General features: G+C 39.5%; 20 protein-coding genes. 11 read left to right on the forward strand and 9 right to left on the reverse strand.

Annotated elements, in window-relative coordinates; genetic code table 11:
* Positions 1–44 precede the first annotated feature (44 nt).
* The 4 genes from thrS to sqr form a co-directional block, all read right to left on the reverse strand.
* On the reverse strand, positions 45–1,979 hold the full coding sequence (thrS, locus tag GD597_RS14670) for a threonine--tRNA ligase (protein WP_171608635.1): 1,935 nt from the start codon (positions 1,977–1,979) through the stop codon (positions 45–47).
* Between the two features lie 490 nt (positions 1,980–2,469).
* Positions 2,470–2,952: a DsrE/DsrF/DrsH-like family protein gene (locus GD597_RS14675; RefSeq protein WP_171608636.1), complete on the reverse strand. Its 483-nt coding sequence runs from the start codon at positions 2,950–2,952 to the stop codon at positions 2,470–2,472.
* Positions 2,953–2,971: 19 nt separating this feature from the next.
* A complete protein-coding gene (locus GD597_RS14680; protein ID WP_171608637.1) occupies positions 2,972–3,280 on the reverse strand; it encodes a TusE/DsrC/DsvC family sulfur relay protein in 309 nt (102 codons plus the stop codon).
* A gap of 19 nt (positions 3,281–3,299) precedes the next feature.
* Positions 3,300–4,532, reverse strand: coding sequence for a type III sulfide quinone reductase, selenoprotein subtype (sqr, locus tag GD597_RS14685; RefSeq protein ID WP_171608638.1), 1,233 nt, complete (start codon positions 4,530–4,532; stop codon positions 3,300–3,302).
* A 253-nt stretch (positions 4,533–4,785) separates the two neighbouring features.
* On the opposite strand from sqr, the gene GD597_RS14690 reads away from it, so the two are divergent.
* The 4 genes from GD597_RS14690 to GD597_RS14705 are packed head-to-tail and all read left to right on the forward strand — an operon-like array spanning position 4,786 to position 5,790.
* On the forward strand, positions 4,786–5,025 hold the full coding sequence (locus tag GD597_RS14690; protein WP_171608639.1) for a hypothetical protein: 240 nt from the start codon (positions 4,786–4,788) through the stop codon (positions 5,023–5,025).
* Positions 5,003–5,218 (forward strand): hypothetical protein, encoded by a 216-nt coding sequence (locus GD597_RS14695; protein WP_171608640.1) that lies wholly within the window; start codon positions 5,003–5,005, stop codon positions 5,216–5,218. The genes GD597_RS14690 and GD597_RS14695 overlap by 23 nt, the downstream gene beginning before the upstream one ends.
* Entirely contained in the window at positions 5,196–5,513 is a 318-nt protein-coding gene (gene trxA / locus GD597_RS14700; RefSeq protein ID WP_171608641.1) for a thioredoxin, read from the forward strand. The genes GD597_RS14695 and trxA overlap by 23 nt, the downstream gene beginning before the upstream one ends.
* A gap of 10 nt (positions 5,514–5,523) precedes the next feature.
* The gene (locus GD597_RS14705) at positions 5,524–5,790 is read left to right on the forward strand and encodes a heavy-metal-associated domain-containing protein (RefSeq protein WP_171608642.1); all 267 of its coding nucleotides are present in this window, start codon (positions 5,524–5,526) and stop codon (positions 5,788–5,790) included.
* A 7-nt stretch (positions 5,791–5,797) separates the two neighbouring features.
* On the opposite strand, the gene GD597_RS14710 is transcribed toward GD597_RS14705, so the two are convergent.
* Positions 5,798–6,394, reverse strand: a complete 597-nt coding sequence (locus GD597_RS14710; protein WP_171608643.1) for a class I SAM-dependent methyltransferase — start codon at positions 6,392–6,394, stop codon at positions 5,798–5,800.
* Positions 6,395–6,744: 350 nt separating this feature from the next.
* Here GD597_RS14710 and hpf point away from each other — a divergent pair, with 350 nt between their 5' ends.
* Positions 6,745–7,065, forward strand: a complete 321-nt coding sequence (gene hpf, locus GD597_RS14715) for a ribosome hibernation-promoting factor, HPF/YfiA family (RefSeq protein ID WP_171608644.1) — start codon at positions 6,745–6,747, stop codon at positions 7,063–7,065.
* 65 nt (positions 7,066–7,130) lie between these two features.
* Here hpf and GD597_RS14720 read toward each other — a convergent pair whose 3' ends face one another.
* Positions 7,131–7,511 (reverse strand): thioredoxin family protein, encoded by a 381-nt coding sequence (locus GD597_RS14720; RefSeq protein WP_171608645.1) that lies wholly within the window; start codon positions 7,509–7,511, stop codon positions 7,131–7,133.
* Between the two features lie 131 nt (positions 7,512–7,642).
* Positions 7,643–7,852 (reverse strand): YgaP family membrane protein, encoded by a 210-nt coding sequence (locus tag GD597_RS14725; RefSeq protein ID WP_171608646.1) that lies wholly within the window; start codon positions 7,850–7,852, stop codon positions 7,643–7,645.
* Between the two features lie 423 nt (positions 7,853–8,275).
* On the opposite strand from GD597_RS14725, the gene GD597_RS14730 reads away from it, so the two are divergent.
* The 6 genes from GD597_RS14730 to GD597_RS14755 all read left to right on the forward strand — a co-directional run bounded on the left by GD597_RS14730 (position 8,276) and on the right by GD597_RS14755 (position 16,552).
* Positions 8,276–9,604: a TolC family protein gene (locus tag GD597_RS14730; RefSeq protein ID WP_171608647.1), complete on the forward strand. Its 1,329-nt coding sequence runs from the start codon at positions 8,276–8,278 to the stop codon at positions 9,602–9,604.
* 25 nt (positions 9,605–9,629) lie between these two features.
* Positions 9,630–10,745 carry an efflux RND transporter periplasmic adaptor subunit gene (locus GD597_RS14735; RefSeq protein WP_171608648.1) on the forward strand — a complete coding sequence of 372 codons (1,116 nt, stop codon included), beginning with the start codon at positions 9,630–9,632 and terminating at the stop codon, positions 10,743–10,745.
* Positions 10,746–10,880: 135 nt separating this feature from the next.
* Complete coding sequence (locus GD597_RS14740; RefSeq protein ID WP_171608649.1) at positions 10,881–14,069, forward strand: efflux RND transporter permease subunit; 3,189 nt, start codon at positions 10,881–10,883, stop codon at positions 14,067–14,069.
* Between the two features lie 112 nt (positions 14,070–14,181).
* Positions 14,182–14,490 (forward strand): hypothetical protein, encoded by a 309-nt coding sequence (locus GD597_RS14745; protein WP_171608650.1) that lies wholly within the window; start codon positions 14,182–14,184, stop codon positions 14,488–14,490.
* A gap of 14 nt (positions 14,491–14,504) precedes the next feature.
* Complete coding sequence (locus GD597_RS14750) at positions 14,505–14,705, forward strand: YgaP family membrane protein (RefSeq protein ID WP_171608651.1); 201 nt, start codon at positions 14,505–14,507, stop codon at positions 14,703–14,705.
* A 179-nt stretch (positions 14,706–14,884) separates the two neighbouring features.
* Positions 14,885–16,552 (forward strand): FAD-dependent oxidoreductase, encoded by a 1,668-nt coding sequence (locus tag GD597_RS14755; RefSeq protein WP_171608652.1) that lies wholly within the window; start codon positions 14,885–14,887, stop codon positions 16,550–16,552.
* A gap of 73 nt (positions 16,553–16,625) precedes the next feature.
* Here GD597_RS14755 and GD597_RS14760 read toward each other — a convergent pair whose 3' ends face one another.
* Together GD597_RS14760 and map are read right to left on the reverse strand one after the other, a co-directional pair.
* Positions 16,626–17,867: a BaiN/RdsA family NAD(P)/FAD-dependent oxidoreductase gene (locus GD597_RS14760; RefSeq protein WP_171608653.1), complete on the reverse strand. Its 1,242-nt coding sequence runs from the start codon at positions 17,865–17,867 to the stop codon at positions 16,626–16,628.
* A gap of 2 nt (positions 17,868–17,869) precedes the next feature.
* Complete coding sequence (gene map, locus GD597_RS14765) at positions 17,870–18,715, reverse strand: type I methionyl aminopeptidase (RefSeq protein ID WP_235954312.1); 846 nt, start codon at positions 18,713–18,715, stop codon at positions 17,870–17,872.
* Between the last annotated feature and the right edge of the window lie 137 nt (positions 18,716–18,852).

Below are 18,852 nucleotides of genomic sequence, written 5' to 3' on the forward strand. Positions count from 1 at the left end.
TGTTTGGTGAATAATTGTTGATGTTAAAGATAATTATGTTTTGTTTATTCCTCAGTACGATTTTTTATTTCGGCTACCACGGTGCCAATAAACTCCGCAATGGTTTGACTGCCAAGGTCGCCCTTGCCCTGCCGGCGAACAGATAATTTTCCTTCTGTCATTTCTTTTTCGCCCAAAACCAGCATATAAGGTACCCGACTAAGTTCGGCTTCCCTTATTTTTCTGCCAATTTTTTCGCTACGGTCGTCTATTTCTACCCTTATACCGGCGCTGCGCAATTCGGCTTTTACTTCGTTGGTATACTCCATAAACTTATCGCTGATAGGCAGAATTTTTACCTGCAATGGCGATAACCATACCGGGAATTTACCCGCATAATGCTCCAGCAAAAAGCCAATAAATCGTTCATGTGTACCCAATGGTGCACGGTGAATAATTAAAGGCACATCGGTTTGGTTTTCTTTATTGGTGTATTCCAGTTTAAATTTACGGCCACTGTTAAAATCTACCTGGTTGGTGGCCAAAGTAAATTCCCTGCCAATGGTGCTCCATATTTGTACGTCAATTTTGGGGCCATAGAAGGCTGCTTCATCGGGTACTTCGATAAATGGCGTGTTGGTATCTATCAGCACTTTACGCACCATATCTTCAGTTTCTTTCCAAAGTGCAGGTTCATCTACATATTTCTGGCCCAGTTTTTCAGGTGCGTGCAGTGATAGGCGCATAACATATTTATCTACCCCAAATATTTTAAAATATTTAAGGTACATATCGTTTACAGCCTTAAACTCCTGGAAAAATTGTTCTTTGCTGCAATAGATATGCGCATCGTTCATATGCAGGCAACGTACCCGCATCAAGCCAAACAATTCGCCACTTTGCTCGTACCGGTAACAGGTGCCATATTCTGCAATACGGTAAGGAAGATCGCGGTAGCTTTTATGTTCTGCTGCAAATATTTTGTGGTGGTGCGGGCAGTTCATGGCCTTGAGATAATATTTTTCGCCATCCATTTCCATGGGAGGAAACATACTATCTGCATAATATGGCAGGTGACCGCTGGTAATGTAGAGGTTCTCTTTGGCAATATGCGGTGTTACTACTCGCTTATAGCCTGCAGCTTCCTCTGTTTCTTTGGCCAGTTTTTCCAGCTCTTCAATAATAATGGTACCATTGGGCATCCATAAAGGCAGACCCGGACCAATATCTTCATCCATGGTAAAAATACCCAGTTCTTTACCCAGCTTGCGGTGGTCGCGTTTTTTAGCTTCTTCCAGCATTAAAAGGTACTCGTCCAGCTCTTTTTGGTTGGGGAAAGTAATACCGTATACGCGGGTAAGCTGTTTGTTTTTTTCATCGCCCTTCCAGTATGCACCGGCAATATTGGTAAGCTTAATGGCTTTAATTACACCGGTGGCTGGGATATGTGGGCCGCGGCACAAATCGGTAAAATTACCTTGTGTGTAAAAGGTAATGCTGCCATCCTGCAGGTTTTGCAAAAGGTCTAATTTATATTCATCGCCTTTTTCGGTAAAATAGGCAATGGCTTCGGCTTTAGACATTTCTTTGCGCTGGTAGGCATTGTTTTGCTTTGCCAGTTCATTCATTTTCTTTTCCAGTACTACCAGGTCATCCTCGGTAAGCTTTTTATCGCCCAAATCCATATCGTAATAAAACCCGTTATCCAATGCCGGACCTACCCAGAACTTTACACCGGGGAACATGCTTTCTACTGCCTCGGCCATCAGGTGAGCAGAGGAATGCCAGAAGGTTGATTTACCATCTGTATCCGTCCAGGTAAGTAATTGCAAGTTGGCATCTTCACTAATTGGCCGGGAAGCATCCCAAACCTGTCCGTTTACTTTGGCGCTAAGCACTTTTCTGGCCAGCCCTTCGCTGATGGATTTTGCAATATCCAGCGCCGAAACGCCGGCTTCGTATTGCCTTACTGCCCCATCCGGAAATGTTACGTTAATCATATTATCAGTTACTTGTATATTTTATGTTTGTAAAGCGTTGTAGCACCCGGCCAAATGGCGGCGGTTGGCTTGCTGCGTTTTACGGGTGGCAAAAGTAGCAAATGATTGCCATACAATTGAATGCTGTACAGGTTATTTGGCTAAGCCGGAGGCTGGTTTGCCGATTATACCAAACAATACTTGTTGCATTAAGGATTAGTAAAGCCATTTTTGGAACCCGGCAAAGCAAATAGCCCGGCTTTACTTGCGTCGCACACTTGTACTGCAGGCAAGTAACTGAGCTGCAAAAAGCCTCTCAATAAGCCCGCAGTTTTTAATAATTATAATTAAAAGCTATGTGTCTTTTGCTGCCTGTTGTGCTAAACGTACAAGAGTGCGACGCAAGGGGTGCCAAATGCTTAGGTATCAGCCAGGCCAATACTTATTATTGTAGGCAAAAAAATGCCAGGCAAAAGAATTTGCCCGGCTTACACATAAATGAAACACTCTGTTAAACAAATAACATATGTGTGCCCAGTCCCTGTCCCTGGTTATAAAAATCGCCCACGGTAATAATGCCATCTACGTCATCGTACATATCTTCTTTTTTGTAGTGAAACATTTCCATGGCCAGTTTACAGGCCCACAGTTTTACACCGCTGGCTTTTAGAATATCCAGGAATTCGTGCACATCGGGCATATCAATTTTTTCCATTTCTTTTTTCATCATAGAGGTAGCGAGTGCTTCCATACCTGGCAGTCCGCCCAACATGGTGGGCATGTGCATGGCAGGATTACCTACGGTAGCTACATGCAGGTGTTCCAGCTTTTTTTTGTGTATGGCTTCAAGGCCAAAAAAGGTGAAGAACATTTCTGCTTCTATGCCTTCCATACGGGCGCCATTGGCCAGTACAAATGCGGCATATACGTTTTCAAGTGTGGCTTTAGAAAGTATGATCATCATCTTTCTTATTTCGCCGTTAAATTCGTTCATGGTAGTGTGTTTAATTGGTTTATAAACAGCTGGCAGGTTTAGGTATGCCGGCAATTTTGGTAGATATTTTTAGTGGTCCGTTGGGAAATAACTGGTAGAACTCTTTTATATCTACCACATTGCTTTTACCAATTTGGCGAATGCTTAATGGCAAATTGCTTTTATGTTGCAGTTGCAGGTAATTAATTACCTGCCAGTGCCTGGGTGTTAGTACCACATTGGCTTCGGCAGCAAGGGCCTCGCCAACAGCTTCGTTCCATTGTGCAAAATTGGTTAGGTAACCTTCTTCGTTTACGGTAACGGTTGTACCGGCTATTAACTTTTCCATGATAGTATGTTTTGAGTGTTTAAAAATGTTTACCTGCCTCCTGCATATTAGCAGAGACAAAGGGTATATGTGTACCTTTTAATAATACGTTCCAATATATCCACCGGAAGGCGAGTTTGCCCATATGGTTCATACGGCTTTCTTTTAACAGGCGCAATGGCCCAACGCCGGGGAATGGGAAAGTGCCTTCAACAGGTTCGTGGGTATAATTAAAATCTATTAATAATGCTTTGCCATTACCGGTTTCTATAAAACAGTTGGCATGACCATCAAACTCGGCTTTTAATGGTTGACCGCCAATGTAGAGTAAAATATTTTCGGTAAGTATTTCTGCTTCAAAATGCGCAACAGAACCTGCTTTGGAGGCGGGAACATTACTGGCATCGCCCAATACAAAAATATTCTCATAATCTTTTGACTGCAGGGTGGCTTTGTTGGTGGGCACATAGTTTAGGTCATCGCCCAGACCAGAGCGTTCCATAAGGGCATCGCCCTTATTGGTGGGTACGGTTACCAGCAAATCGAATGGCACTTCCTGGCCACCATAATCGATAATTTTTTTATTGTCGTTATCTACCTGTTCAATGGCAAAATCGCTTACAATATGAATGTTTTTTTCCTGTAGCAAATGATCTAACGCGGCAGTTGCTTTTGGCTTAGTAAACGCCCCGCTTAAGGGAGTTACAAAAGTAATATCTACCTTGTCCCGCATGTGTTTGTGCTTAAAATAACTGTCGGCCAGAAAGGCAAATTCCAATGGAGCTACCGGGCATTTGATGGGCATTTCAGTAATATGGATAACCAGTTTACCGCCCTGCCATTCACGCAGTTTGTTACGCAGGGCCAATGAGCCTTCGAAAGTGTAAAAATCAAATACAGATTTTTGCCATTCTGCGCCTTGCATACCTGTTGTTTCTTCAGGAGCAATTTTAGCACCGGTGGCAATAATCAACACATCGTATTCCAGCATTTCGCCAGTTTTCATGGCTACTTTATTTTCGGCTGGTATTATTCTTTCAATCTTATTTTTAATAAGTGATACACCTTTGGGAATAAATTCGGCAATGGATTTTACAATGTCTTCGGGCTGATAAATATCGAAAGGCAAAAACAAATAACCGGGTTGGTAGTGATGTTCTTCTTTTTCATCAATAATACTTATTTCCCAGTCGTCTTCTTTCAGGTTATGCCTTAAGTGATTGGCCATCATTGTACCGGCAGTGCCAGCGCCTAAAATGAGTAAGTGTTTCATGAGTGAATGGCATTTATGAATGAGTAATATCGGTAGCAGCCATAAGAGGAATCAGAACGATGGTTCGCAGAAATTGTGCTTCTACCTAAGTTAAATGATGTTTTGTATTGCATCATTTTCATATCACAAAATTAGATGGAGGTATACGGCTGTTGTATGACAAAAGTCACACAAGGATTTTTATTCAGGTTTATTTTTCTTGGTGACAAATATCACCGCCAATACCCTTGTAGCATTCTACTTTTGTACAACTATGAACCATATTTTACATAACTGGAATGCAATGCGAATTATCAGGCTGGCATTGGGCATCATCATCATTATTCAGGCGATAGATATTCATGACTGGATGTTGGGTATTGCCGGCACTATTTTTGCCGCTATGGCCCTGATGAATGCAGGCTGCTGTGGCACTGCCTGTTATACAAAACCTATAAAAGAATCAACACCATTACCCAATACTGTTATATATGAAGAAGTGGATATTAAATAACCAGCTGTATATTGCCGGTGCCATTACAGGTGCTGTAGCAGGCTATCTGTATTATGCCAATATTGGTTGCGTAACAGGTACTTGCATGATTACCTCCCAACCGGTAAACAGCACTTTATATTTTGCCCTGTTAGGTGCCTTACTATTTGGCCTATTTAAAAAAGACAAACATGGAAAACCAAGCAATCAATAAATCTTTTTCTGAGCTGATTAAAAGCAATAAACCAGTGCTGGTAGACTTTTCAGCCGAATGGTGTGGCCCTTGCAAAATGATGGCGCCCATTTTAAAAGAATTAAAAACACAGGTAGGCGATACAGCTACCATTATTAAAATTGACGTTGATAAAAATCCGGCAGTGGCAGCACATTATCAAATACAGGGCGTACCCACTTTAATGGTATTTAAAAACGGTGCCAGTGTTTGGAGACAAAGTGGCGTAATAGCTGCCAAACAATTAAAACAGGTATTAGATCAATTTACACCTTAACAAATACTTTATGCTTACTTCAGAAACATTTTTTGTAAACAATATACGCTGCGAGGGTTGTGTACACGCCATTGAAAAAGAACTATCCGCCATGGTGGGTATTCACAATGTTGAAGCCGAAAAAGAAACCGGCAAAGTGACTGTAACAGGTATTGGACTTGACGTTGCCGCCATTAAAAAAGCACTTTCGCATATTGGCTATCCCGCAAAAGAAAAACCCAACAGTATATTTAGCAAAACCAAAACAGCCATTATTTGTGCCATCTCTGGAAAATAAACCCGGCTTATAAACGCTGCGCAGTAAAGCGTATCAATTCAGCTTCACCTTTGTGAAACTCGCCTTCATCAAGCATTAGCTTTTTTTGCTCGCAATGCAACATTTGCATCCAGTTAAAATCACTGCATAAAGAGGGCACATCATACAACATAGCAGCATCTTTTGGTCCGCCACTGTTTTTATGCAGTTGTTCTTTTGCAAAAGCTTCCAACACCAAAAAACCGCCCGATTTTATTGATTTGTACACTTCGGCATGGAATGATAAACGTAATGCCCTGGGCAGGTGCACAAAAATCAATGCCACTGCATCATACTGCTTAGTGGCTTTAAAAGCATCAATATCTTTAACTGCATAATTAATATGTAACCCTTGTGCGTTGGCAGCTTCCAAAGCCTTTTGCTGTGCCACTTTGCTATAATCAAAAGCATCTACCTGCCAACCTTTCGAAGCTGCATAAATAGCATTTCTACCCTCACCTTCAGCAGGCAATAAAATTGTACCCGGTGCAGTAGTATCAATAAAATTTTTAAAATAAGCATTTGGCAGCACCCCATATACACTTTCGTTTTCTGTATAACGTTTGTCCCAAAAAGATTGCATCATAATTAATTTAATAATAGAACTAAAAATTTATTAGCCCAGCCTGCCCATTACTATGCAGCTATACTTGCGTCGCACTCTTGTACGGCAACAATGCTATGCAGCTAAAACAGTGGTAAAATGGCAAAATGCAAAACCGTTATTGCAAAGAAAGTGATAATCATCAATGTAAAAAGTGATACAAATCACGTTTCCATAAATAGCTTAATTGTTCCTTTGTATTGGAAAAAGAAACTTGCCACTAACTGTATTTCATACCAGCCAAAACTGCCCAAAAAAGGGTAAAGGTTATACTTACAAAAGGCATGCATTCTTATAAAAATACTAAAGCAAACATTTTAAAATTACAGAAGATGAAAACCAACATTCAATCCATCGGATTTACTGCACAGCCAGCCCTTGTAGAATTTATAAACGAAAAAACCAACAAACTAAAACATCATCTAGAGAATATTATTTCCTGCGAAGTAACCTTAAGTACTGATAACTCTTCTACCAAAGAAAATAAGGTTTGCCATATACGTTTGGTAATACCGGGTAACGATTTACTGGCATCTTCTCAAAACAAAACTTTTGAAGAAGCTGCATCACATACCAGCGATTCACTTATTAAGCAAATAGAAAAATATAAAACCAAAATCCTAAGTAAAAGGGTGGGAATTGATGATATTTAGAACTGAAAAATCAAAAATAAAAAGGGCGTATTATCCATACGCCCTTTTTTATTTCGCCTAAAAAACTAAATGTCGGTTTCTGAAGGTGCAGCCTTAATCAGGTTTTCTACAATAATTTTCTTAAAAATATGTTTTGGGAAAGCACCCGGCTGCATAGATGGTGCATCATTTACCGGTATAAATAAAAAGGTAGGAATGCTTTGTATACCAAATACAGCAGATAACTCTGTTTCGGCCTCTGTATCTACTTTGTAAATCAGTAACTCCCCGGCATATTCATCCGCCAGTTCTTCCAATATAGGTGCTACCGTTTTACAGGGGCCACACCAGTCTGCATAAAAATCAATAATTGCCGGCAGTGTACCTGCATAGCTCCATTCAGTATGCTTATCATAATCAAAGATCAGTTCTTTAAACTGTGCAGTTGTTAAATGTATAGTGGCCATATTTCGTTTATACCTATTGGTTAAATAAATAAAAAAGCTATCCTATATGCAAGATAGCTATGCATTGCATAATAACATAAAAAAGCAGGCAATCGAATATAGTTGCCTGCTGCAAATGCTTATCAGAATTGCTACTGTTTCTTTGCCGGACAAGTATTAATACCCACCAGGGTGTATAATGGGCAGAAGCTAATAAGACTGGTTAAAGCAAATACACCGCCCAAAATAACCAATACCAATCCTAATGTTCCTGTAACAACCTCTCCGAAATAGAGATAAGCAAAAACAGCTGCAAGCAGCAGACGAATAATTCTGTCGGTAGATCCCATGTTCTTTTTCATGTTTCAAATGTTTTAGTGATTAAGATTTTCAAATACAATAACAAGTAATGTAACAAGTGCTATACAGGCCAGGCAAACAAGTAATAATTTTAGTATTTTGGTTTTGGTCATACCTGTATGTTATTACATGGTAAAACTATTTATTAATTAACGTTAAAACAGTGACTTATGTCACCTAAGCTACTTTTTTCTACATTTTAATTTATTCACCCTTACTTAATCTCTTTTCTCAGCCGCATAGTAATTCTATAGTACAAGAGTGCGACGCAAGTAAAGCTGCCCATAGTATATTATGCCAGGCCAATACATATATATCATCAAAGTATTATCCAGCCTGATTTTGAAATTAATTTTTGTTGCGTGATATATGTCACGCAGTACCGGCATGCACCGAAATAGTTTTGCATTCAAATAAAGTAAGCAATGCAAAAAGCGAATATGTATTATGGTGTAAAAATAATAGGGCTGCTGCTGGGTATGGCATTATCTGTAGCCCTGCATGCACAGGAAAAGGCAAAACCACTTTTGCTTGAGAAAGCTATTAAAACAGCCATTGACAGCAACAGTACTATTTCATTGGCTTTGATAGATGAGCAAATTGCTGCCGCCAATTTTAAACAAACTGAAGCCATATTTTTGCCTCAGGCAGCACTAAGTTATACGGCCTATACAACTAACAATCCCCTAAACGCATTTGGATTTAAATTGCAGCAACAGCGTATACAGCAAAGCGATTTTAACCCAGCCTTACTTAATGCGCCAGGAGGTACACCTAATTTTGCCACCCAATTTACTGTGCAGCAACCACTGTTGAATATGGATATGCTATACCTGCGCAAAACAGCAGAAAAACAAACGGCATTATACCAATTTAAAACACAGCGTACCAAAGAATTAATTATTTGGCAGGTACAACAAGCCTACCTGCAATTACAATTTACCTACGAAGCAAAAGCTGTGTTGGAACAGGCTTTAACTACTGCTACTGCTATGCAAAAGTTTACCAATGACCGTTTTAACCAGGGCTTGCTGCAGAAATCTGATTTGCTAAATGCAGCAGTACAAGTTAAAACAGTAGAAAGCAATTTGGCAGATATTAATAGCAGTATACAAAATATAAGTGATCAGTTAAGCGTGTTAATGCACCAACCTACCGGCATCGCCTATTCCACCATTAATATGGAAGCTTTACCTGAAATGGCATTGGATACCCTTAATACTAAAAGATCGGATTTTATGGCCATGGAAACAGCCATTGCCACATACGACCTGTTGATTAAAAGTAGCAAGATGAGCTATTTACCCAAACTAAATGCATTTGCCAATTACCAGCTAAACGATAAATCTATGTTGGGTTTTGGTTCAGGCGCTTATTTGGCTGGCGTGCAATTACAATGGGATATTTTTAAAGGCAATCAAACCAAAAATAAAATAGCCGTACAATCGCTTGAAAAAAACAAACTGGCAGCACAACTAGCCAGTGAAAAAGAAGCGGCCGGCATGGAATTGAAAAAAACTTACCGCCAGTTACAGGATGCAGTAAATAAAATTACGGTACAGCAAGCAGCAGTGGATCAGGCATCAGAAGCATTAAGAATTTTACAAAACCGGTATCAACAAGGGCTTGCCAACACCACCGATTTATTATTTGCACAAACCCAGTTATCGCAACAGCAGTTAAACCTGGCACAAGCTAAATTTTCCAGAAGCAGCACACTGGCTTATATACAATTCTTAACCAGCAAATCATAATTACCCATTAATAAAATATATACTCATGTTATACAACAGATTCATACTATTATTTGCCACTATTAGCTCCTTGCTTTCCTTCAGCGCCTGCACAAATAACAACGATACTGCTGAAAAAAATACTACCAGCGATATGGCTATTCCTGTAACAATATCCCTTCCTGTTGGTGCAGCCAACAATAATGGGGTTGCTGCCAGTGGACAAATAGAAGCTGCTACTAATGCCAATATAAGCACTCGTGTTATGGGATATATTACCAAATTAAATGTAAAGGTAGGCGATCATGTAAAACAGGGGCAATTGTTATTTACTGTTAACAGTACTGATATTTCAGCAAAACGTGCCCAAACCGAAGCTATGATTGCACAGGCGGAAGCAGCAGTAAAAAGTGCTCAGAAAGATTTTGAAAGATTTACCACCTTGTATAATCAGCAAAGTGCCAGTGCAAAAGAATTGGATAATATTACTTTACAATACAGTGCAGCCAAAGCCAATTTAGATGCAGCCAAACAAATGCGTAACGAGGTAAATGCACAATTTGCCTATACAAATGTAACCGCACCTTTTAGTGGCACTATTACCCAAAAATTGATGGATGCTGGCAGTATGGCTACACCAGGAATGCCCATCCTAATTATTGAACAAGCAGATCAGCTACAGGTAAGTGCAACCATTGCAGAATCTGATATCACCAAAATAAAAACCGGCGATGCTGCAGTGGTAAATATTAAGTCAGGTGACAAAAAATTTAATACCCGTATTATACAATTGTACCCCTCCTCTGCCAATACAGGTGGGCAATACATTATTAAATTAGCCATCCCTAAAACAGAACAAACGAATGTATATTCAGGCATGTATGTAAATGTTTTTATTCCTGCTCAGGCAACCAACAGCGCAATTGCAGCACCGTCTGATTTAGTATTGGTACCAACTTCATCCATTATAAATAAAGAACAGTTAACAGGTATATATACTGTTAGCCAAAACAATACAGCTTTATTACGATGGGTTAGATTAGGTAAAACTTATGGTAGCAATACAGAAATATTATCAGGGCTAAATAAAACAGAATCATTTATAGTAAATGCACAGGGTAAATTATACAATGGCGTACCGGTAAGTGTAACAAAACAGTAGTATGCTTTCAGGTAGTGTAAAAAAATTCACGACCATTGTGTACCCAGCCAATTACAGGCATTAGGCTGTACTTGCGTCGCACACTTGTACGTTCAGCACAATATTCAGCAAACAGAACAATATTAAAATAGTTATATGGAAAAAGGATTATCAGGTAATATAGCCAATGCATTCATCAAATCAAAACTTACCATTTTATTGATGATTGGCTTCCTGCTTATTGGCGGTTACAGCACCATGCTTATTCCCCGAGAAGAAGAGCCACAAATAACAGTGCCTATTGCCGATGTTATGATTGGTTTCCCCGGCGCTAACGTTAAGGAGGTGGAAACAAAAGTAACAGCCCCAATGGAAAAAATAGTATCCAATGTAAAAGGGGTTGAATATGTTTATTCCACCACCATGAAGGGCCAGGCCATGCTAATAGTACAATTTTATGTTGGCGAAGATGTAGAACGCTCATTGGTAAAATTGTACAACGAGATCATGAAGAATATGGACAAAATGCCCCAGGGTGTAACATTGCCATTAATTAAATCCCGTGCCATTGATGATGTTCCTGTTTTGGGTATAACACTTTGGAGTGAGCATTATAACGACTATGAATTACGCCAAATGGGCGAAGTGGTAACCAATGAAATAAAAAAGATACAGGATATAGCCGCCGTAAATATTATTGGCGGACGTAACCGCGAGGTTCAGGTAGTGTTGGATAAAGATAAAATGGCGCAAAACCATACCGATTTCCTAAATATTGCCAAACAAATGCAAGGTAATAATGCCCAAATGGAAAGCGGCGTTTTGGTAAAAAGCGATACCGCCTTTGCCGTATCAACAGGCAATTTTTTGGCTACTGCTGATGAAGTAGCAAATCTTATCATTGGCGTAAATCAGCAGCAACCTGTGTATTTAAAACAAATTGCCACTGTAACTGATGGGCCGTCGGCCCCAAAACAATATGTTTCCTTTGGCTATGGCCATGCTGATACTGCTGCAGCCAAAAACTTTAAGTCAGATTATCCGGCTATCACCCTATCAATTGCTAAACGTCAGGGAGCTGATGCCATGCATTTATCCGAAGAAGTATTGAATAAAATACAGGCCCTGCAAAAAACAATTATTCCATCTGATGTACAGGTTTCTACCACCCGTAATTATGGTGAAACAGCTTCAGATAAAGTTTCCGAATTATTGTTCCACCTGTTTATTTCAATTGTAGTGGTAACCCTATTTGTAATGCTGGCAATGGGCTGGCGCGGAGGTTTGGTGGTTTTTCTTTCCGTACCTGTAACATTTGCTTTAACGCTACTATCCTATTATTTTCTTGATTATACCCTTAACAGAATTACCCTTTTTGCACTCGTGTTTATCACGGGTATAGTGGTGGACGATTCTATTATCATAGCAGAAAATATGCACCGGCATTTTAAAATGAAACGTCTGCCCATAATGCAGGCCGCCATTTATGCCATTAACGAAGTGGGCAACCCCACCATATTGGCAACATTCACTGTAATTGCAGCTGTATTACCAATGGCATTTGTATCGGGTATGATGGGGCCTTATATGAGTCCAATGCCCATTGGTGCATCCATTGCAATGATGCTTTCGCTAATTGTTGCCCTTACCTTAACACCCTATTTAGGCTATATATTCCTTAGGGAAAAAGAAAAACATGGGGTAGAAAAACCTCCAGTGCAACTGGAACAAACACCTATTTATAAAATCTACAAATCAGCCATCCAGCCAATGCTGGAAAAACGCTGGAAACGATGGGCATTTATGTTAAGTGTTGTTGCCATATTGCTGGGTACCATGATGTTGTTTTATACCAAATCAGTTGCAGTAAAAATGCTGCCTTTTGACAATAAAAATGAATTTCAGGTGGTTATTGATATGCCCGAAGGAACCACTCTGGAAAAAACAGCAGCCGTAACAAAAGAAATTGCTGGCTATATCGCTCAACAAAAACTGGTAACTACTTATCAAACCTATGTTGGTACCGCAGGCCCAATTAGTTTTAATGGACTGGTAAGACATTATGATTTAAGAAATGGCGACAATATTGCAGATATACAGGTAAATCTGGTTAATAAGGAAGATCGCAGTTTACAAAGCCACGATATTGTTAAAACTATGCGTGCCCCTATACAGGCCATAGCAGCTAAGTACAATGCCAATGCAAAGCTGGTAGAAGTGCCACCCGGCCCTCCCGTACTTTCTACACTGGTAGCAGAAATATATGGCCCGGATTATAACCAGCAAATAGCAGTTGCCAATCAGGTTAAAAATATATTCGCAAAAACTACTGATGTGGTAGACGTAGACTGGATGGTAGAAGCCGACCAACCTGAATACAATTTTGTGGTAGACAAAGAAAAAGCCATTCGCTATGGTATTGCCCCTGCACAGGTAGTTGCAACCATTAATGCTGCACTTTCAAATGCTAATGTTGGGGTATTACATACTCCTGCTTCATATAACCAGGAGAATATAGTATTAAAACTTAGCGATGCGGATAAAACCAATATAAACGATATTAAAGATCTTAAAATAATCAGTCAGCAAGGCATTGCCGTTGCCATTGGTGATATTACTTCAGTAGAAAAAACTATTAAAGAAAAAAGTATATATCGCAAAAATCAAAAGCCGGTTGTATATGTAGTGGCAGATATGGCGGGTTCTTTAGAAAGTCCATTTTATGCCATGGGTAAAATCTCCGATTCTTTAAAAAGTATACAGCTACCCGCAGGTTATACCTTAAACGAAGAATACAGTAAACAACCCGATAGTGAAGAAAATTTTAGTTTAAAATGGGATGGCGAGTGGCAAATTACCTATGAAGTGTTTCGTGATCTTGGAATTGCATTTTTGGTAGCCATTATCATTATTTATATGCTTATAGTAGCATGGTTCCAAAACTTCACCGTGCCATTGGTAATGCTGGCAGCCATTCCTTTATCATTAATTGGTATTATTATCGGGCATTGGATAATGGGCGCATATTTTAGTGCAACATCTATGATTGGATTTATAGCCCTGGCAGGCGTAATGGTGCGTAACTCGCTGTTATTAATAGATTTTATTGATATCAGGCTGCACGATAATATTCCATTAAAACAAGCCATTATTGAGGCAGGCGCCGTGCGTACCACGCCCATTTTGTTAACCGCTGGAGCAGTAGTATTGGGAGCCGTAATCATTTTGTTCGATCCCATCTTTCAGGGGCTAGCCATATCACTAATGGGCGGTACAATTACTTCTACCTTTTTAACCTTATTGGTAGTACCTTTAATCTACTTCAAAATGAAAGGCAAAAAATAGCAGTATTAACCCGGCTGCTAAGCATTCATGTAGCAGCCGTTGCGTCGCACTCTTGTACTTTATTAACATGGTGCAGCATTTAAAAACATAGTCAACAATAAACAATAACAATATGAAACTCCTTTTTGTAACCTGCCTAAAAGAATACCAGAGCGAAGTGGCAGCCATATTTTCAAAAGCCAATATACATGTGTTTAGTGCTACAAAAACAACCGGCTTTAGAGATAATCAACAGCCCGATATTATACATTCCTGGTTTAGCAGCGGAGATGAAAAATTTGATTCAATTTTTCTGTACAGTTTTACTGAGGATGCCAACGCTGATAATGCGATGGAGTTTGTAAAATCATACAATGCCAGCGTAAACTCCGGATTCCCCATCAGGGCATTTATATTACCGGTAGAAAAATCCAGTTATTGATTTAAAACAGAAAAATGAAAGAGAAAATAGTTCGGGCCGTTGCCGGCACATTCGTGCTAACCAGCATTATACTTGCATTTTATGTAAACATAGCTTGGCTATGGCTGGGTGTATTTGTTGGTGTAAATCTTGTACAATCTTCCATCACAGGCTTTTGCCCGCTTGAAAAAATATTAGACAAAGCCGGTATTGGGAAAGAAAAAAGGGGTAGCTAAGCATACACTCCACTTCGAAAATATGCCCACGGTTTTCTGTTGGGTAAAGTGATACTGTACAAGAGTGCGACGCAACGAATGTTAAATAGCTGCTCTATAAGCCTGGTCAATAAATACTTAAAAAAAACAGTTTACTATTACACATACACACCTTTATTAACCTACATCAAATTAACCATATGAAATATATTATTATAGGGGCAGTAGCCGGTGGTGCCAGTACTGCAGCCCGTTTAAGAAGATTAGATGAACATGCTGAAATTATTATTTTTGAACGGGGCGCATATATATCTTATGCCAATTGCGGTTTGCCCTATTATATTGGCAATGTAATTACAGAAAGGAATAAGTTATTTGTACAAACAGCGGCAGCATTTAATACCCGGTTTAATATTGATGTAAGGGTAAGAACAGAAGTTATATCCATTGATGCAGAACACAAAACCATAACCGCAACCAACCTTGAAACCGGCGAAACTTACAGGGAAGTTTATGACAAACTAGTATTATCGCCTGGAGCTGAGCCACTTCGACCACCAATTCCGGGTATTAACAACGAGGGCATATTTACGCTGCGTAATGTTACTGATACAGACACAATAAAAAAATTTGTTACAACCACAAAAGCAAAAAAAGCCATTGTAGTTGGCGCAGGTTTTATCGGACTAGAAATGGCCGAAAATTTTCATCACCTTGGCATGGATGTAAGTGTGGTAGAAATGGGTAATCAAATATTGGCTCCGGTAGATTATCCTATTGCTGCAATTGTACAACAACATATGCGCAGTAAAGGCATTTATTTACATCTAAATACAGCAGTAACAGGCTTTTCAAAGGAAAATGACATCCTAAAAGTTACCTTAAAAAACGGCAATCAACTGGAGGCCGATATAGTTATTTTATCTATTGGAGTTAGGCCCGATACCAAGCTGGCAGTAAGTGCCAATCTTACTCTTGGACCAGCAAATGGAATTTGGGTAAACGAGTTTATGCAAACTTCCAATAAGGATATTTATGCAGTAGGCGATGCTATTGAATTTACCAATCCAATTACACAGCAATCAATGATTACTTATCTGGCTGGGCCTGCCAATAAACAAGGACGTATTTGCGCCAATAACATTGTTTTGGGGAATAAACAGTCCTACAAAGGAGCCATTAACAATGCCATTGTAAAAGTGTTCGACATGACAGTTGGTACAGCAGGTACTGCGGCAAAACATTTAGCTGCTGCCAACATACCCTATGTGGTATCTACCACTCATAATGGTTCACATGCAGGCTATTATCCTAATGCAAAACAAATGAGTATACAAATTGCATTTTCACCTGCAGATGGCCGTTTATATAGTGCCCAAATAGCAGGTTACGAAGGTGTAGATAAACGTTTGGATATACTTGCAGGCATTATAAAAAATAACGGCACAATTGAGGATTTGATGGAATTTGAACATGCTTATGCACCGCCTTATTCATCAGCAAAAGATCCCGTTAATATGGCTGGCTTTGTAGCAGATAATATCATGCAAAAAAGGCTATCTGTTTTTTACTGGAACGAAACAACCAATATACCACCAACTGCTTTGTTGATAGATGTAAGAAGACCGGATGAATTTGAAAAAGGCAATATTCAACATGCTATCAATATTCCGGTTGATGAATTAAGAAACAGGTTGAACGAAATACCCACAAATACGCCCATTTACATTTATTGCGAAGCAGGTTTAAGAGGTTATCTGGCCCACCGTATATTAAAGCAAAATGGATTTAATGAGGTATTTAATTTATCAGGAGGGTATTATTTGTGGCAATCCTGCACTGCCGAGCAACAACTACTTGATATGTAGATTTGTGGTAAACAAAATGCCATTTATGTAGTGAGCCAATATTTACATGGCAGCTTTACTTGCCACGCTCGGTTCAGGGTTCCTCTTTTATGGCAGCAATGGCGTTGGCAGCAATCCATCCTGTTGTCCATGCATTTTGGAAATTAAACCCTCCTGTAACACCATCAATATCCAATATTTCCCCGGCAAAATAAAGGTGGGGAACAATTTTACTTTGCATGGTATTTACATCCACTTGGGCCAATTTTATGCCCCCACATGTAACAAATTCTTCTTTAAAAGTTGTTTTGCCTTTTACGGGGAAACTATGGGCCGTTAAATATTGAATAAGGGTATTTTGTTGTTTAGCCGGCAAATCTGCCCACCTTTTTTCAGCATCAATACCTGCCTGTAGTAAAAGATATTGCCATAACCTGTTAGGCAAGCCAAAGGGGTTTTTTGTGTACATTTTTTGAGCACCATTCAGCCGGCGTAATTCTGGCCAGCTATCCCTTAAACTATTTTCTGTATAATCCGGAAGCCAGTTTACCAATGCAGTAAAATGATAATTACAATCTGCCAGGTATCGGGCACCCCAGGCAGATAATTTTAGTATTGCCGGACCGCTTAGTCCCCAATGCGTAATTAGCAATGGGCCAGATTCCACCAGTTTTGAAGACTGTATTTTTATCGTTGCCCGATCTACACTTACCCCCATTAACTGGGTAATATTATTATTGGGTATATTAAATGTAAATAATGAAGGCACCGGTAATTCAATATCGTGCCCCATAGAAGTAAGCCATTCGTATTGCGTGGTTTTAGGCTGGCCGCCTGTGGCAATACATAAATAATCAGCCGTTAAGGATTTACCATTTACATCCTGCATCACAAAATGGTTATCGATACGGTCTATGCGTTTAATATCCATTCCTAATTGCACCCGAACACCGTATTTGTCAGCTTCCTTTAACAGGCAATCAATAATCGTTTGCGAACTATCTGTTACAGGGAACATTCTTCCATCGGCTTCTGCTTTTAAGGTTACCCCTCTTTGCTCAAACCATTGTATTGTATCAGTGGCATTAAACCAATGAAATGCTTTTTTGAGAAAATGCTGGCCCCGGGGATAATGTTTAGACAGGGCCTCAATTTCAAAACAGTGGTGGGTAACATTGCATCTTCCACCGCCACTGATTTTAACCTTGGACAAAACCTTATTGGATTTTTCTACAAGTATTACCTGTAAATCAGGCTGTAGCATAGCTGCATTTATAGCACAAAAAAAGCCAGCTGCACCACCGCCAATAACAACCAGCTTTTTTTGTATTGCCATACTTATTGCGCAGCAACTGCTGCGGTATAATAGGAAGTATTTAAATGAGGGTTAGCTTGTTCAGCAGCTTCAATAATAGAATAATCGCTTAATATAAGGGCCTTATTACGTTTTACACAAACGTCATGTTCAAAATGCACGGATGGCTTTCCGTCACGTGTTTTAACTGTCCAGCCATCTGATTCGGTATACACATCTTTGGTGCCCATATTGATCATTGGCTCAATAGCCAGCACCATATTCTCTTTCATTTTTTTTCCATCACCACGCTTGCCATAATTGGGTACTTGTGGATCTTCATGCAAGCTTCTACCCAAACCATGACCAACCAATTCACGCACTACTCCATAGCCATTACGACGCTCTGTATGCTCCTGAATAGCATAACTGATATCACCTACCCGATTACCAGCTATTGCCTTTTCTATGCCCTTATATAATGATTCTTTTGTAACCTTTACCAAACGCAGTATTTCTTCACTTACCTCTCCCAAAATAAAAGTATAAGCATGATCTCCATGCCAGCCATTAAGAATTACGCCCATATCAATAGAAACGATATCTCCTTCCTTTAGGGGCACATTATCAGGAAAGCCGTGGACCACAACATCATTTACAGAAGCACAAATATGATGAGGATACCCACGATAATTATAGAATGAAGGTATTGCTTTATGATCCTGCACAAATTCAGCACAAAGCTTATCAATCTCAAGGGTTGTCATACCCGGTTGTAAAACATTGGCTACGGCTGTAAGTGTTTTACTTACCAATGTAGCACTTTGTTTCATTAATGCTACTTCTGCTTCGGTTTTGTAAATTATCATACCATTTATTCTTCGTGACATTATAATAGTTGATTTGATATTGCATTAGTGCAAATACCAAAATTTGAGGGCAAAAATTGCTTTCTTATACCCACTTAATTTCAATTTGTTTTGCTGCGGCAGTTGTTAGCGCCGAAGAGTGCGACGCAACGGATGCC

Origin of the sequence: Limnovirga soli (genome assembly GCF_013106755.1) — a bacterium.
GTDB lineage: Bacteria > Bacteroidota > Bacteroidia > Chitinophagales > Chitinophagaceae > Limnovirga > Limnovirga soli.